Origin of the sequence: Pseudomonas sp. IPO3778 (assembly GCF_013386825.1) — a bacterium.
Classification (GTDB): domain Bacteria; phylum Pseudomonadota; class Gammaproteobacteria; order Pseudomonadales; family Pseudomonadaceae; genus Aquipseudomonas.
Genome location: NZ_JACARC010000052.1, coordinates 61,793 through 77,365 on the forward strand (window position 1 = coordinate 61,793; position 15,573 = coordinate 77,365).

At 62.8% G+C, this 15,573-nt stretch carries 14 protein-coding genes; 4 read left to right on the forward strand and 10 right to left on the reverse strand.

The window, feature by feature from the left end; genetic code table 11:
* Window positions 1–44: 44 nt before the first annotated feature.
* Window positions 45–1,736: a ShlB/FhaC/HecB family hemolysin secretion/activation protein gene (locus HX855_RS26490; RefSeq protein WP_256353094.1), complete on the reverse strand. Its 1,692-nt coding sequence runs from the start codon at window positions 1,734–1,736 to the stop codon at window positions 45–47.
* 211 nt (window positions 1,737–1,947) lie between these two features.
* Here HX855_RS26490 and sohB point away from each other — a divergent pair, with 211 nt between their 5' ends.
* Window positions 1,948–2,973, forward strand: a complete 1,026-nt coding sequence (gene sohB, locus HX855_RS26495; protein ID WP_177089891.1) for a protease SohB — start codon at window positions 1,948–1,950, stop codon at window positions 2,971–2,973.
* Between the two features lie 136 nt (window positions 2,974–3,109).
* Here sohB and HX855_RS26500 read toward each other — a convergent pair whose 3' ends face one another.
* Window positions 3,110–4,639, reverse strand: a complete 1,530-nt coding sequence (locus tag HX855_RS26500; RefSeq protein WP_177089892.1) for an MFS transporter — start codon at window positions 4,637–4,639, stop codon at window positions 3,110–3,112.
* On the reverse strand, window positions 4,636–5,121 hold the full coding sequence (locus tag HX855_RS26505) for a heme-binding protein (protein ID WP_177089893.1): 486 nt from the start codon (window positions 5,119–5,121) through the stop codon (window positions 4,636–4,638). Before HX855_RS26505 ends, HX855_RS26500 begins: the two co-directional genes overlap by 4 nt.
* A 103-nt stretch (window positions 5,122–5,224) precedes the next feature.
* Between HX855_RS26505 and HX855_RS26510 the strand changes: the two genes are divergently transcribed.
* Window positions 5,225–6,115 carry a LysR family transcriptional regulator gene (locus tag HX855_RS26510; protein WP_177089894.1) on the forward strand — a complete coding sequence of 297 codons (891 nt, stop codon included), beginning with the start codon at window positions 5,225–5,227 and terminating at the stop codon, window positions 6,113–6,115.
* 112 nt (window positions 6,116–6,227) lie between these two features.
* On the opposite strand, the gene dhaL is transcribed toward HX855_RS26510, so the two are convergent.
* From dhaL to HX855_RS26545, 7 genes are all read right to left on the reverse strand, one after another.
* Entirely contained in the window at window positions 6,228–6,872 is a 645-nt protein-coding gene (dhaL, locus tag HX855_RS26515) for a dihydroxyacetone kinase subunit DhaL (protein WP_177089895.1), read from the reverse strand.
* 3 nt (window positions 6,873–6,875) lie between these two features.
* Complete coding sequence (locus HX855_RS26520; protein ID WP_177089896.1) at window positions 6,876–7,877, reverse strand: dihydroxyacetone kinase subunit DhaK; 1,002 nt, start codon at window positions 7,875–7,877, stop codon at window positions 6,876–6,878.
* Window positions 7,878–8,052: 175 nt separating this feature from the next.
* Window positions 8,053–9,168 carry an alcohol dehydrogenase catalytic domain-containing protein gene (locus HX855_RS26525; RefSeq protein ID WP_177089897.1) on the reverse strand — a complete coding sequence of 372 codons (1,116 nt, stop codon included), beginning with the start codon at window positions 9,166–9,168 and terminating at the stop codon, window positions 8,053–8,055.
* 28 nt (window positions 9,169–9,196) lie between these two features.
* Window positions 9,197–9,952: an SDR family oxidoreductase gene (locus HX855_RS26530; RefSeq protein WP_177089898.1), complete on the reverse strand. Its 756-nt coding sequence runs from the start codon at window positions 9,950–9,952 to the stop codon at window positions 9,197–9,199.
* Window positions 9,953–10,094: 142 nt separating this feature from the next.
* Entirely contained in the window at window positions 10,095–11,102 is a 1,008-nt protein-coding gene (locus tag HX855_RS26535) for a substrate-binding domain-containing protein (protein WP_177089899.1), read from the reverse strand.
* A 57-nt stretch (window positions 11,103–11,159) separates the two neighbouring features.
* Window positions 11,160–12,149 carry an ABC transporter permease gene (locus tag HX855_RS26540; protein ID WP_010172022.1) on the reverse strand — a complete coding sequence of 330 codons (990 nt, stop codon included), beginning with the start codon at window positions 12,147–12,149 and terminating at the stop codon, window positions 11,160–11,162.
* Window positions 12,146–13,633, reverse strand: coding sequence for a sugar ABC transporter ATP-binding protein (locus HX855_RS26545; protein ID WP_177089900.1), 1,488 nt, complete (start codon window positions 13,631–13,633; stop codon window positions 12,146–12,148). The genes HX855_RS26540 and HX855_RS26545 overlap by 4 nt, the downstream gene beginning before the upstream one ends.
* A gap of 284 nt (window positions 13,634–13,917) precedes the next feature.
* Here HX855_RS26545 and rpiB point away from each other — a divergent pair, with 284 nt between their 5' ends.
* The gene (gene rpiB, locus HX855_RS26550; protein WP_177089901.1) at window positions 13,918–14,379 is read left to right on the forward strand and encodes a ribose 5-phosphate isomerase B; all 462 of its coding nucleotides are present in this window, start codon (window positions 13,918–13,920) and stop codon (window positions 14,377–14,379) included.
* A 63-nt stretch (window positions 14,380–14,442) separates the two neighbouring features.
* Window positions 14,443–15,423 carry a sugar-binding transcriptional regulator gene (locus HX855_RS26555; RefSeq protein ID WP_003215718.1) on the forward strand — a complete coding sequence of 327 codons (981 nt, stop codon included), beginning with the start codon at window positions 14,443–14,445 and terminating at the stop codon, window positions 15,421–15,423.
* The last annotated feature ends 150 nt before the right edge of the window (window positions 15,424–15,573 follow it).

Genomic DNA, 15,573 nt, shown 5'->3' on the forward strand with positions numbered 1-15,573 from the left:
TGAAGCCTCCTCGGGTATCGCTCCGCAATACCCGTCCTACGGGTTCACAGGCGCAGGCTCAACTCCATCAGCCAGAAGCCCGGCTCCTGGCTCGAACGGGGCGGTCCGTAGAGCCCGTGTTGGTAATCCAGGTCCAGTTGCCAGTCCCGGGTGCTCAAGCCGACCCCCACGCTGGCACCGGCCAACCGCTGGCTCTGGGCGCCCGCCAGCAGCTTGCTCCAGCCCACATCCAGCCCCAGCCGTGGGCTGAGGGTCCATTGCGCGCCGAGGTTGCGCGGCAAGCTCAAGGTGTTGTGCCACACGGCGCCCGTGGCCGCCTGCACCAGGTTTTGGCGAAAGCCGCGCACTGCGTAGTCGTCGGTCAGCAGCAGCTGTTCCAGGCTGGGCAGTGGGTCGGGGCTGTATTGCAACGCCAACTGGCTGTTCCAGTTCCATGGGGCATCGCGGCCCTGGCGCCAGTAGCTGGCGTCAGCGCGGTACTTGCGAAACTGCGCGCGGGGCAGGGCGGGTGACAGCCTTTGCTCGTCGCGGTCGGCTCCCAGCCAGTCCAGGCCCTGGGCGTAGCTGACGCTGGCATTCCACAGGCCATCGGTGATGTTCAGCAGGTTGAGGCTGGCCTCGGCGACCGTCAGGCTCGGGCTTTGGATGGCCAGGTATTGATCGGCGAAGTAACTCTGGGAGCGCTTTGAACTCAGGCGCAGCATGCCGTTGAGCAGCGTGCCCTGATCGCGCCAGAGCAGGCGGTTGAGGCTGACGCCGTATTGGCGGGTCTGGCCGTTGGCGCGGACGGCCTGGCCGGGCAATTGAACCGGGTAGCGGTATTGGGCGTGGCTGGCGCTCAGGGCCAGGGTCCAGAAACCGTAGGGGATGTTGTAATACAGGCTTTGGCTGCGGCTGTAGGCGGAGGTCTGGTCCAGGGTGGTGCTGGTGCTGAGGGCGATAAAATCGTTCAACCCCGAGGGGCTGTCGTAGGTCAGGGTCAGCGCGCCGTTGTTGCGGCCGATGTAGTCGGTGCCACGGTTGTTGTAGCTCACCACGGCGCCGATCGGCGCGGCGCTGGTGCGTGGGCGAATCAGCAGCCGCGAGCCGCCGGGCAAGCTGCCGGGGGCCACGTCGGCGGTGAGGTCCAGGGAGCGCAGGCGGTTGAGTTGGTCGAGGCCCTGTTCCAGCTCCCGCAGTTGCAGCGGTTTGCCGAGCATCCCGGGGAAAGCGCCGCGCAGTGAGATAGGCAGGTCGGGGGTGGCAAGCTCGATGCTTTCGACAAAACCTTCCTCGATGATGACGTCCAGGGGTTGGCCGTCCTGGGGCCGTTGCGCCAGGTAAGGCCGGCTGGCGATGAAGCCGGCGTCGGCATACAGCGCGGTCAGGGTCGCCAGCAATTGGTTGATGGGGGTGACACCCATGCAGTCGCTCATCAGCGGCTGAAGCTGTGTGTTGATCTGCGCCAGGCTGATCAGGGTGTTGCCAGACAGTCGGAGCCCCCTAACTTGCCAGCAGGGTTCGATGGGCGGGGGTGGGGGCGGTGCAGGCCCAGCCTGAGGTGGCACGGGGCCAGAGCGCTCCAGCAGGCGCAAGCGTTGCTCCAGCTCGAGCTGTTCCCGGGTGCGTCGCTCAAGTTCCTGAGTGCGCGGGTCGGCGCCCAGGGCGGGCGTGGGGGCAACCAGCACTATCGCCAGGACTGCCAGCATCCAGGACGTGCGCAGAGGGCATGGAATGTTGCACGGCCTGCTAGACATGAGCGTGGCTTCTACGGGGGCTGATAAACGCGGAGTTTAAGGCGGTTTTCTCCCGTGAATGCTGGGTGAGGCGTCTGAAAATGTTGTGGGAATTGAGCTACGCAAGTAGGAAATACCGGTTATTTTTGTAGGATTTTGTTGCGTTCGACAGTGTTAGACATCGCAGCGACAATCCCCGTAGACTGCGCCTTTCAAGCCTCACAGGTGTCCTATGGAGTTTCTTGCCGAGTACGCAAGTTTTCTAGCTAAAACCGTCACCCTGGTGGTTGCCATTCTGGTGGTCCTCGCCAGTTTTGCCGCACTGCGCAGCAAGGGGCGTCGCAAATCCGCCGGCCAGTTACAGGTCAGCAAACTCAATGATTTCTACAAGGGCCTGCGTGAGCGCCTGGAGCAGACCTTGCTCGACAAGGACCAGCTCAAGGCCCTGCGCAAGTCCGAAAGCAAAACCGAAAAGAAGAACAGCAAGAAAAAGCCCGAGGCCAAGCCGCGGGTGTTCGTGCTGGATTTCGACGGCGACATCAAGGCCTCGGCCACCGAAAGCCTGCGCCATGAAATCACCGCGCTGCTGAGCCTGGCCACGCCCAAGGACGAAGTGGTGCTGCGCCTCGAAAGCGGCGGCGGCATGGTCCACAGCTACGGCCTGGCGTCGTCCCAACTGGCACGTATCCGCGAGGCGGGTGTGCCGTTGACCGTGTGCATCGACAAGGTGGCGGCCAGCGGCGGCTACATGATGGCGTGCATCGGCGAGAAAATTATCAGTGCGCCGTTTGCCATCCTCGGTTCGATCGGCGTGGTGGCCCAGTTGCCCAACGTCAACCGCCTGCTGAAGAAGCACGACATCGACTTCGAAGTGCTGACCGCCGGCGAGTACAAACGCACCCTGACCGTGTTTGGCGAAAACACCGAGAAGGGCCGGGAGAAGTTCCAGGAAGACCTGGACATCACCCATCAGCTGTTCAAGAACTTCGTGTCCCGTTATCGCCCGCAACTGGCGATTGACGACGTGGCGACCGGCGAAGTCTGGCTCGGCGTTGCGGCGCTGGACAAGCAACTGGTGGACCAGCTGCAAACCAGCGATGAATACCTGGCCACCAAAGCCAAGACCGCCGAGGTGTTCCACCTGCACTACGCCGAGCGTAAAAGCCTGCAAGAGCGGGTAGGCCTGGCGGCCAGCGGCTCGGTTGACCGGGTGCTACTGACCTGGTGGAGCCGCCTGACCCAGCAGCGTTTCTGGTAACCGGTCAACTGACTGGCAAAGATCAAAATGTGGGAGCGGGCTTGCTCGCGAATGCGGTGGATCAGTCACACATGTATTGACTGACACTCCGCATTCGCGAGCAAGCCCGCTCCCACATGGGTTTGTGGTGGTTCCCTCACCGAGTGGGTAGTGAAGCCTGCGGCACCGCCGGTATGGGATGCTGCATCAACGCCCCCACCACCAGCGCCCCCAGCAAGCCCAACAATCCCGCCACCCACAACACCCCGCTGAACCCGCCGACAAATGCCTGCCGCGCCAGTGGCTGCACCGTCCCTCGCGCCGACTCAGGCAGCAGTGCCATCGCCGCCGGCATATCACCGGCCACCACCCGTGAAGCAATCCCCGACACCTGTTCCTGCCACTGCGAACCCAGGCTTGCGTGCAGCAACTGCTCGCTATGGCTGCTCAACAACGCCCCATACACCCCGATCGCCAACATGATCGCGCTGAAGCGCATGGTGGTGCTCATGCCCGACGCCATCCCGGCACGGGCCCGTGGCACGCAGGCCATGATGTTTTTCTGGGTGTCGCCATTGAGCAATCCGGCGCCGGCCCCGGTGACGGCGATCGCCAGGGCGAACGGCAGGTAGCCGCCGATATTCACCGCCCAGGCACTGAGCAGATTGCCGCAACCCACCAGCGTGAGTCCCGTCGCCATCATCGTCGCCGGGGCAAAACGGCCGGCCAGGCGTGCGCCGATTCGCGGGCAGATCAGCATGGTCAAGGCGAACGGCAACATGCCCAGCCCGGAGGCAATCGCGGAGAAACCCAGGCCGTTCTGCAGGTAGAACGGCAGCAACGTCATCATCACCTGGGCGCAGCCGGCGTAGGCAGACATCCCCAGCAGCGCGCCGATAAAGCGTGGGTGCCTGAACAGTTGCAGGTCCACCATGGGCCGCTGTTGCAGGCGTTCGGCGAGCACAAACACACCCAACAACGCGACGCCGCCCAGCAACCGGGCGTAGGTCAGCGGGTTGTCCCAGCCGATACGGTTGGCTTCGATCAGGCCCCAGATCAAGCACAGCAGGCTGGCGCTGAAGGTCAGGCTGCCCCAGGGATCGAGTCGCGCTGATTGGCTGTCCCGCGAAGGCGGGATGGCATGCACCGACAGCGCCATCAAGCCCAGGCCGATGGGCAAGTTGAGGTAGAAAATCCAGCGCCAACCCAGGTACTGGGTAATCAAGCCGCCCAGGGTCGGCGCCGCCGTCATTGCTACGCCCATGCACGCGCCCCAGAACGCCCAGGCCTTGGCGCGCTCCACTTCGTCATGAAAGGCATGGCCGATGGAAGCCAGGGCCGAGGTCAAGAGCAAGGCTGCGCCCACCCCTTTGACAGCACGTGCGATATCCAGGAACAGCGCATTGGGCGCTGCGCCGCAACCCAGGGACGCCAGAATGAAAATGCTCAGGCCCCAGATCAGCGACTTCTTGCGCCCGAAGCGGTCGGCAATGCTCCCGGCCGGCAGCAACAGTGCGGCGAAGGCGAGCATATAAGCGCTGACCACCCACTCGATATCGGCAAAATTCGCCCCCAGGTCCCGAGCGATGCTTGGCAGGGTGACGGCGACGATGTTGGTGTCGAGCACAATCAGTGAACAGACCCCGGAAGCGGTCAGCAGTGTGAGGCGTGGGCTGACCTTGCTCATGGCTGCACCGAACCCGCCGGCGCCAGGGCGATCTCGTCGTCGTGGGCCGGCGTGTCGGCACTGATGCCGATGGCGCCCACCACCTGGCCTTCCAGGATGATTGGCTGGGCGCCTTTCATCATCAGCAGGCCGGCAGAGAGGGCTGCCTGGCGCCCGCCGTTGATGGCGTTCTCCAGGTCGGCGGACGGCCGTTTGAACAGCGCCGAAGTGCGCGCCTTGCCTTGGGCCAGTTCGATACCGGCGACTACCGGTGCACCGTCCATGCGGGTCGTCAGGATCGGCCAGCCGCCGTCATCGACGATCGCCAGCGCGCAGGGCCAGCCTTTGTCGGTGGCTATCTGGCGAGCGTTAGCGGCGACCTGTTGGGCGATGGCAAACGTCAGGATTGCTTTGTGGGCAATACTCGGTGGGGACTGCGCAGCGAGCGCCGCAGGCAACGCACTAAAGCCGGTAAGCACCAGCACCAATGATTTGACGAACATGGGAGAGCCTCTCTACTGTAAGCGTACCGCGAGCTTATCCCCGCTCAGTCGCGCCTTTGTTAGGTGCCAGAGAACACTTCATTACCTTTGAGCTAATCCTGTGATGGAAATACGGCATTTCCGCTACTTCCTGGCCGTTGCCCGGCAACGCAATTTCACCCGTGCCGCCGAACAGTTGGGTATCGCGCCGCCGACGCTGAGCCGGCAGATCCAGGACATGGAAAACACCCTCGGCACCCGCTTGTTTATCCGCCGCCAGCGCGAGGTCAGCCTGACCGAGGCGGGCGCGACGTTGGTGGTCGAGGCGCAAGCGGCCGTGCGCCAGTTCGAATCTGCCCAGCGCAATGCCCAGCGCGCCGGGCGTGGCGAGATCGGTCATATCGAATTGGGGTATGTGGCGTCGGCGGTGTACCTGGGGCTGTTGCAGCGCCAGGTACAGTCGTTCTGCGCGGCCTGCCCGGATGTGAGCCTCAACGTGCGGGAGAGTCCCATGGCGGCGTTGCCCGGGCTGGTGGCAGAGGGGCGTTACGACATTGGTTATATTCGCTCGCCGATGCCCTTGCCTGACAGCGTCGACGCGGTGCGCTTGAGCAGTGAGGGGTTTGTACTGGCACTGCCTCAGGATTCGTGGCTGCTGGGGTTGAAGGCGATCAGTTGCGAGCACCTGCAGAACGAGACGTTTATCTTGCCCGAGCAAATCAGCGGCACGCTGCACGTGGCGGCGCAGGGCGGTTATGCGCCGCGCCTGGGGCCGCAACCAGGTGGACTGGTGGCGGTGATTGCGTTGGTGTCGCTGGGGCAGGGGGTGGCGGTGGTGCCGGCGTCGGTGGTGGGGCATGTGGGCATGCCGAACGTCGTGTACCGCACGATTGAGGGGAGTGAGGCGTCATCGTGGTTGTCACTGATCCACCGGCGCTTTGAAAAGGCGCCGGCGGTGGCGCGGTACATAGAGCAGGTGAAGCAGAGTGCAGCTGTTTTTGGTGATAAACGTTAAACCGCGCCGCGGCCATCGCAGGCAAGCCAGCTCCCACAGTTGACAGCGTACGCCCAGGCACACTCGATCAACTGTGGGAGCTGGCTTGCCTGCGATGAGGCCTTGCCAGGCGCTACACCAACCGCGGTTGAACCGAATCCGCCAGCCGCGTCAGTATCAAACAGCACGACACGGCCCCGGCATCCAGCACGCCCAGCGAGCGCTCACCCAGCCGACTCGCCCGGCCAATCTTCGCCACCAGGTCCTTGGTCGAATCCCGCCCCTGGGAGGCCGCACTTTTCATCGCCTCCAGCGCCTCACTGAACGAGGCCCCCGAGGCATGAGCCTGCTCAAATGCCTCCACCGCCGGAATCAGGGTGTCCATCAAACACTTGTCCCCCACGCCGGCTTCGGTGATGTCCTGCAACGACGTCAGTCCGCCCCGCAGCAAGTGCGCAAAGGTCGCCGCGTCAATGTCTTCGCTGCCGCGCACCTCGTCCGCCATGCCGATAAACAGGCTGCCATACAGCGGCCCCATGGAGCCGCCGATGCCTTCCATCAGGCTCAGCGTCAATTCGTCCAGCGCCTCGGCCAGGGTCAACTGACGGCCTTCAATCGTACGCCCGCAATGGGCAAACCCCTTGGCCATGTTGATGCCGTGGTCGCCATCGCCAATGGCGCCGTCGACTTCGCTCAGGTACTCGCGGTTGGCAACGATCACGCTCACCAGGTCGGCGACGATGGCGCTGCCGTCGTGGGTGGAGAAATGCTGGCTCATGGTTTATTCCGCCTGGGTCATGCCGATGGAACGGCAGGGTTGGTCGATCAGGGTTTTCAGCTCGGCGTCCAGGCCCAGCAAGGTCAGGGTCACGCCCATCATTTCCAGGGAGGTGAAGTAGTTGCCTACGTAGCAGCGGTGAATCTTCAAACCCTTGGCCTGCAGCTGACGTTCAACCTCGGCGTAGAAAATGTAAAGCTCCATCACCGGCGTGGCGCCCAGGCCCGAGACCAGCACCACCACGCTGTCGTCCTGACTGAAGTCGCGGTCGGCGAGGATCGGCGCGAGCATGCGCGCCGCCATGGCTTCGGCAGACTCGATGGCGATCACTTCAATGCCCGGCTCGCCGTGGTGGCCGATGCCCAATTCCATCTGCCCGTCGGGGATCTGGAAGTTCGGCTTGCCCACCGCCGCGATGGTGCACGGTGTAAGACCGATGCCGATGGAGCGGCAATTGTCGACGGCCTTCTGGGCCACACGAATCACGCCGTCCAGGTCGTAATGCTGGGCAGCGGCCGCACCGCCGACCTTCCACATGAAGATCTCGCCCGCCACCCCGCGCCGCTTGGCGATATCGGCCTTGGGCGCCGAGGCCACGTCATCGTTGGCGACCACCGTGCGGATCTGCATGTCTTTGCTGGCGGCCATCTTCATCGCCAGCTTTACGTTCATGTTGTCGCCGGCATAGTTGCCGTACAGGCACGCCACGCCGGCACCGTGGTCGGCGGCGCGGAAGGCGTCGAAGAAGCTTTTGGCGGTGGGCGAGGAGAAAATCTCGCCGACGGCCACGGCGTCCACCAGGCCCGGGCCGACATAGCCAAGAAAGGCCGGTTCATGGCCGGAACCGCCGCCGGTCACGATGCCCACCCGGCCTTGTGGCGACGGCTTGGCCTTGCCGATCACCCGTGGATTGGTTTCGTACTGGCGCAGCTCGGGGTGCGCGACCAGAATGCCCCGCAGCATGTCCTCGACCACCTGATCCGGATCGTTTATCACTCGATTCATAACGCGGTTTCCTGTGTTCTTGTTCTGGGTGTTGGGGCGGGGGGCTTTTGTGGGAGCTGGCTTGCCTGCGATGCAAGCGCCTCGGTCTTTCAGTGACACCGGGTCGATGCTATCGCAGGCAAGCCAGCTCCCACAAAGAGTCCGGCGCCCGCAGGGTTTTGTGTTATTGAGCCAATCAGGGTTCCAGGACGACTTTAAGCGACTTGTCCCCGCGCTCCATCACCGCAAACGCTTCCTTGAAGTCTGCCAGGGCAAATTTGTGGGTCACCACGTCGCGCATGTCGATCTTGCGGTTGCTGATAAAGTCGATGGCGCGGGGGTACATGTACGGGCCCAGGTGCGAGCCCAGTACGTCCAGTTCCTTGCGGTCGCCGATGATCGACCAGTCCACCGTGGCCTCGTCATTGAACACGCTGAACTCCACAAAACGCCCCAGCTTGCGCAGCATCGCCAGGCCCTGGTTCACGGCCTTGTGATGCCCGGTGGCCTCGATGTAGATGTCGCAACCGTAACCATCGGTGATCTCGCGAATCTTCGCCATCACGTCGACTTCCGCCGGGTTCCACACTTCATCGGCACCCATGCGCAGGGCGAGGGCGGCGCGTTCGGGTTTCATGTCGAGCACGATGAGTTTTTTCGGGTTGCGCAGGCGCACCGCGCCGATGATTCCCAGGCCCAATGTGCCGGCACCGGCCACTACCACGATGTCGTCGAAATCCACATTCGCCCGCTCCGCCGCGTGCAGCGAGCAGGCCAGGGGTTCGATCAGGATTGCTTCGTCCGTGGCAATCGAGTCCGGCACTTTGTGGATGATGCCTTCCTTGGTGAAGATCATGTACTGGGCCATGGCGCCCTGGACGTTGTTCTGGAAGCCATACAGGTCGTGCTTCTGGCACATCCAGTACTGGCCGTGGTTGCAGAAACGGCAGCCCCAGCACGGTACGATCTGTTCGGAAATCACCCGGTCGCCGACCTTCACCCCACGCTTTTCCGCACCCGGGCCGAGGGCAACCACGCGGCACACGAATTCATGCCCGGGAATCATCGGCGGCTTCACGTAGCGCGGTTGCTCGGCGTCGCCCCAGAACGATGGCGCGCCGCGGTAGGTCTTGATGTCGCCCATGCAGATGCCGCACAGCTCGACCTTGGTCAGGATCTCGTCGGGGCCGGGTGTGGGCACGTCGACGGTTTCCAGGCGGTAATCTTCGGGGCCGTGGCAGACCACGGCCTGCATGGTTTTCGGAATCACGGGAGACAGTTGTTCGGCAGTGCGTTCGGTAACGGTAGACATGACGATAAACCTCACGGCAAAAGATCAATTACTGGATGCTGTAGCCGCCATCGATCACCACGTTTTCCCCGGTGATCATCTGGGCGGCATCGCTGAGCAGGTACAACACCAGCCCGGCGATTTCTTCCGGCTGGGCAAAACGGCCCGCCGGGATCTGCAATTTGGCCCGTTCCCCCAGTTCGCCGGCCCAGGCCTTTTTGCCCAGGGCGGTTTCGACGATGGTCGGGGAGATGGCGTTGACGTTGATGTGGGGCGCCCATTCCATGGCGAGCACCTTGGTCATGCCGACCACGGCGGCCTTGCTGGCGCAGTAGGCGACGTGACGGTCGAGGCCGATCACCGCCGCCTGGGAGGCGAGGTTGACGATGCGCCCGCGGCCCTGGGCGAGCATGTGCCGGGCGCAGGCCTGGGCCACGAAGAAGCTGGCTTTCAGGTTGATGTCGAGGGTGGTATCCCAGGCGTTTTCGCTGACGTCCAGGGCCTTGTCCAGCAGGGCGACACCGGCGCTGTTGACCAGGTAATCCAGGCGTTTGAAGTGATCGAGTACGTAGTCGACGGTGCTCTGCACCTGGTCGAGCTGGCGCAGGTCCACGGCGATGCCGATGTTCCCGGCGCCGAGGTTGGCGGCGACTTCGACCACGGCCGGGTCGCGGTCCAGCAGGGCCACCCGCGCGCCACGTTCCACCAACAGGCTGGCACAAGCCAGACCGATCCCGGCGGCCCCGCCGGTGATCACGGCGCAGCGGCCGGTGAGGTCGAAGGCTTGATTCCAGAATCCAGACATGAACGTGACTCCTGTGTTGTGGGCTGTCTGTAGGAGCGAGCTTGCTCGCGAAGGTCGTTAACGATGACGCGGGAAGCCTGGTACCCCGCTGCGCTCTCGGGTTCTTCGCGAGCAAGCTCGCTCCTACAGTGGGTCGCGGGTGTTACTTGGTACCGCTCACCTGCTGATACAGCGCATCCGCATTCGCATTGGTCACCGGCACCCACGGCAGGATGTAGTTCTTGGCGGTGCCGTCACCCCATTTCACGTCCTTGCCATAGCGTTCCCAGATCACCGACTGCGGTTTGTAATCCTTGCCGGCCAGTGCCCGCAACGCTACGTCCAGGGCGCCCTGGGACTGGGCCTGGGCGTCTTGCAGGAAGGTGGTCACTTCATCTTTCTTGGCGGCCTGGATCGCATCCGGCATGCCGTCGATAGACGTCACCGGCACATCCTTGGACGTCAGCCCGTGGGACTTCAACGCCTGCACCGCACCCAGGGCCATGTCGTCGTTCTGCGCGATCACCCCATTGATGCCCTTGGGGTGGGCGTTCAGCCAGTCTTCCGTCAGGGCCAGGGCCTGGGCGCGGTCCCAGTTAGCGGTTTTCTTCTCGATGATCTTGATGTCCGGGTGTTTGCCCAGTACTTCCATCTCGCCTTTTTCCCGGTCGATCTGGGCCGACTGGCCAATCGGGCCCTGGATGATCACCACGTTGCCGCGGCCGTTGAGCTTGTCGACCATGGCCTGGGCCTGGAGCCGGCCGCCTTCCACGTCGTCGTTGCCCACATACGGCACGTTGGCGTCGGCCACCTTGGTGTTGGAGGCAATCACCACTACGTCGTTGCTCATGGCGGCCTTCACGGTGCCCACGCCGGCCTTGGTGTCGATCGGCACAAACAGGATCGCGTCGTAGTGCTGGGTCACCATGTTTTCAATCTGGTTGTTCTGGGTCAGGGCATCGTAGTTGCCGTCGAACACCGTCAGCTGCACGGTGCCGTCCTTGACGGCCGGGTGTTCCTTCAGCTCGCGTACCCAGTTCTGCATGAACTGGCCCTTGAGCCCGTACACCGCGGCGCCGATCTTGTAAGTCTTGCCATCGGCTGCCAGGGCAATACTGCTGGCGAGCAGGGAGAGTGCCGCGACGGCGGCCAGGGAAATACCAACTTTCATGATGAGAACTCCGCTTATTGTTGTAGGTCGTTCAGTTCGGTTTTCGAGGAAAAGCGACTAGCGTTTTTTCTTGCGCCACACATCAATCAGGACTGCGAACACGATGATCAGGCCCTTGGCGACCTGCTGGTAATAGGAGGACACGCCGAGCAGGTTCAGGCCGTTGTTGATCACGCCGATCAGTAGCGCGCCAAACAGCGTGCCGACAATCGTGCCGGTACCGCCGGACAGGCTGGTGCCGCCGATCACCACCGCGGCAATCGCATCCAGCTCATACGAAGTACCGGCCTGGGGCAGGGCGGAAGTGGTGCGTGCCGAGAGCACCACACCGGCCAATCCGGCAAGCAACCCCGACACCACGTACACCGAAAACATCACCTTGCGCACGCCGATCCCGGAGGTGCGTGCACTCTTCTCGTTGCCGCCCACCGCGTACACATAACGGCCGTAAGTGGTGTAGCGCAGCACCATCCAGAAAATCAGCGCGACCACGGCGAAGATCACAATCGGCACGCCAATCGGGCCGATCTTGCCGATGCCCAGGGCCAGGTAGGCGTCGGGCAGGTCGGTGATCGGGCTGCCGTCGTTGAGGATGAAGGTCATGCCCCGGGCGATACTCAGCATGCCCAGGGTCGCCACAAACGGCGGGATCGACAGGTTGGCGACCATAAAGCCATTCACCACCCCGAGCATCGCCCCGGCGAACATCCCGGCGCTGACCGCCGCCAGCACGCCATAACCCTGGGTCGCGACCATGGCGCTGCACAGCCCGGCAAAGGCCAGGATCGAGCCCACCGACAAGTCGATGCCCTTGGTCAGGATCACGTAGGTCATGCCCACGGCGAGAATCCCGTTGATCGAGGTCTGGCGCAGGATGTCCATCCAGTTGCGCCAGGTCATGAAGTATTCGCTGGCGAAGGCCATCACCAGGCACAGCAGGATAAACACCAGGGGCAGGCCGAAGCGGTCGAGGGACAGGCGCAGGCGGCTGCGGGGCGCGGTGGTGATGGGGGCGGCTGCAGGTGTAGAAAGTGATTTGGCATTCATGAGGCAAGACTCAACAAGGCTTCCTGGGAAAGGGCGGTATCGCTGCTGATGGTCACCAGCCTTCCGCCTTTGAACACGGCAATACGGTCACTCAGGTGCAGCAATTCAGGGGCTTCGGACGACACCACAATTGCCGCGCCACCGGCGCGCACGAACTGGTCCAGCAGGTGATAGATCTCCTGCTTGGCGCCTTCGTCGATGCCCCGGGTCGGCTCATCGCACAGCAGGCAGATCGGCTGGGTCGACAGGCATTTGGCAAGCACCACTTTCTGCTGGTTGCCGCCGCTCATCGACGCCACCGGCAGGTCCAGGGAGGTGGTCTTGATCTGCAGGCGCTTGACCATGTCCTGGGCCAGCTGGTTTTCCTTGCGCGCATTGATCAGCGACCAGCTCGACAACTGCTTGTACGCCGACAACGCGATGTTCGAGAGGATGCTGCCGCTGAGCACCAGGCCGCTGTCCTTGCGGTCTTCGGTGACCAGCGACATGCCGGCCCGGATGGTCGCCTTGGGCAGGCCGATGGGCATCGGCTTGCCTTGCAGGGTCACGCTGCCGGAGTCCGGAGTAGTGAGGCCGTAGATGCAATTGAGGAATTCGCTGCGACCCGAACCCATCAAGCCATAGATACCGAGGATCTCGCCCTGGCGCAGTTGCAGGCTGATGTCCTGGAACTCGCCGGCACGGCTCAGGCTGTCGACGTCCAGGCAGCATTCGGCGGCGCATTCGCGGCCCACCTTGTGATCAATGCGCGTGAGTTCCTGGCCGACGATGCCGCGCACCAGGTGGGCGCGGTCGATATCGGCCATGCGCCCGGTTTCCACAAAGGCGCCGTCGCGGAAGATGCTGTAGTCGTCGGCAATCTGCGCCAGCTCGCTGAGGCGGTGGGACACATAGATGATGCCGGCGCCACGGGCAGTGAGGCGGCGGATCGCCTTGAACAGGGTTTCCGCTTCGCGCTCGCCGATGGCGGAGGTGGGCTCGTCCATGATCATCACCTGGCAGTCATGGCTGAAGGCCTTGGCGATCTCCACCAACTGGATTTGCGCCACGCTCAGGCGGTGCATGGGGCTGGTGGCGTCGACGTCGAACTCCAGGCTTTCCAGCAATTGGCGAGTGCGCCGGTTCAATTCCTTGCTGTCGACGATGCACCCGGCGCGGCGCGGTTCGCGCCCCAGCCAGATGTTTTCGGCGACGGTCATATAGGGAATGGGTTCCAGCTCCTGGGTGATCATCGCGATCCCGGCTGCCAGCGCTTCGCTGGGGCGGTTGAACTGAACGGGTGAACCGTTGAGCAGGATGGTCCCGGCATCACGCTGGGTGATGCCCATCAGGATGCCGAGAAAAGTCGATTTGCCTGCGCCATTGCCGCCGCACAGAGCGTGGACGCTGCCGGCCCGCAGAGAGAGGCGCCCCTCACGCAGGGCAGGGATCCCGGCGTAAGCCTTGGCGACGTGTTCAGCCTGGAGCAGTAATGGCGTGGCCATCGGCGTGTCCTCGTGCTGTGAATTCTTATTAGGTCGCACAGTCATGTTTCGCTGTGATCATATGTGTATCAAATGAAATTCTGATCAGTCAATCTCTTTCACTGAAAAGTTGTAAATGGACGGATTTGCGCAAAGTGTGCCGGTTTAGAGGGCTTTGACTATGAGGTCAGCTAAATCCCGCTTGACAGAGCGCCTGGAATATTCGAGAAATGACTGAGCGAAATTTCATTGAGTGATCATATGATCATTCTCCAGCACCCAAAACGGCAGCGGAGCCAAACGCCATGAACACACCTTTCCCGGTGGCTATCGGATGCGATGAAGCGGGTTATGAGCTCAAAGAACTGTTGAAGCGCCACATCGAGGCGCTGGGTTACCCGGTGACCGACTTCGGCACCCATTCCACGGCGCCGGTGCTGTACCCCGACATCGCCCTGGCGGTGGCCACGGCGATCAATGCCGGCCAGCAACGGCTGGGGGTGCTGGTGTGCGGCACCGGCATCGGCATGGCCATCTCGGCCAACAAAGTCCTGGGGATTCGCGCGGCCCAGGCCCACGACACCTACTCGGCGGAGCGGGCGCGCAAGAGCAACGATGCGCAGATCCTGTCCATTGGTGCACGGGTGATCGGAACGGAGCTGGCCAAGAGCATCGTCAAGTCCTTCCTGGAGTCGGAGTTCGAAGCCGCGCGTTCCGGGGCCAAGGTCGACCGCATCAATGCGATCGAGCGTGACGGGCATCAGTAGTGGACGGAACGGGGCAAGAGTCGGGAGAATGCGCCTTTGACACCGAAACGGAAGCCCGTGCCCATGAGTGACAGTACCCAGCGCATCGCCAGCGACATCGACCTGATGACCGAAGTGGCGATGCTCTATTACCTTGAGAACGTCACTCAGGAAGCCATCGCCAAGCGCTTCGACCTGTCCCGGGCAAAAGTCAGCCGCCTGCTCAAACGCGCACGGGATGAAGGGATTGTCGAGGTGCGGGTGTTGCAGCATCCGGCGATGAACAACGAGCTGGAACAGGCGCTGGTGGAGCGCTTCCAGCTGGACCGCGCGTTGATCGCGGTTGACCACAGCGACCCCGATACCCAGCGTTCGGCGGTTGCGAGCCTGGTGGCCAACTACCTGAACAAGACCCTCAGCGACGGGATGATCGTCGCGGTTGGCATGGGCCGTAACGTGGGCGCGGTGGCCGATAACGTGTTTCTGCCGGTGACGCGCAATTGCACGTTTGTGTGCGCCATTGGTGGTTCGCTCAAGGCGGGTGAGTACATGAATCCCGACCATATCTGTCGGCGGCTGGCCCTGCGGTTTGGTGGTGAGAGTGAAAGCCTGTATGCCCCTGCGCTGGTGGCCAACCCGGAATTGCGCGGGGTGCTGATCAGCAATGACACGGTACGTTCTACCCTCGATCGCGCCCGCCGTGCCGACATGGCGTTGATTGGTATTGGCGACATGAGTGAGAACAGCAACATGGTGCGCATGGGGTGGTTTTCGCCCCAGGAGATCGCCCAGGCGCGGTTGTCCGGCACGGTGGGGGACATGATGGGGTACGACTTTATCGACATTCACGGGCAGCCGGCGGTTAACGCGATTCAGGGGCGGGTGATCGGGTTGACGGTGCAGGAGCTGTTCCGGATTCCGGATGTGGTGGCGATTGCCAGTGAGAACACCAAGGCGGCGGCGACGCTGGGGGCGTTGCGGTCGGGGGTGATCAATACCCTGGCGACCACGGTGACCAATGCTCATACCATTTTGGCGTTGGATGATGCGACGCGTAAAAGCTGATATGCGGTGTAGGCCAGGTTTTTGTGTTGGGGTTGAGTTGGGCTGGGGTGTATATCCGTTATTTAGGTAACGGCGGCTGACGGTTCCGCTCTTACAGCGGGTCACTTTTGAAAAGCGCAAAAGTAACCAAAACGCTCTTGCCCCACCACT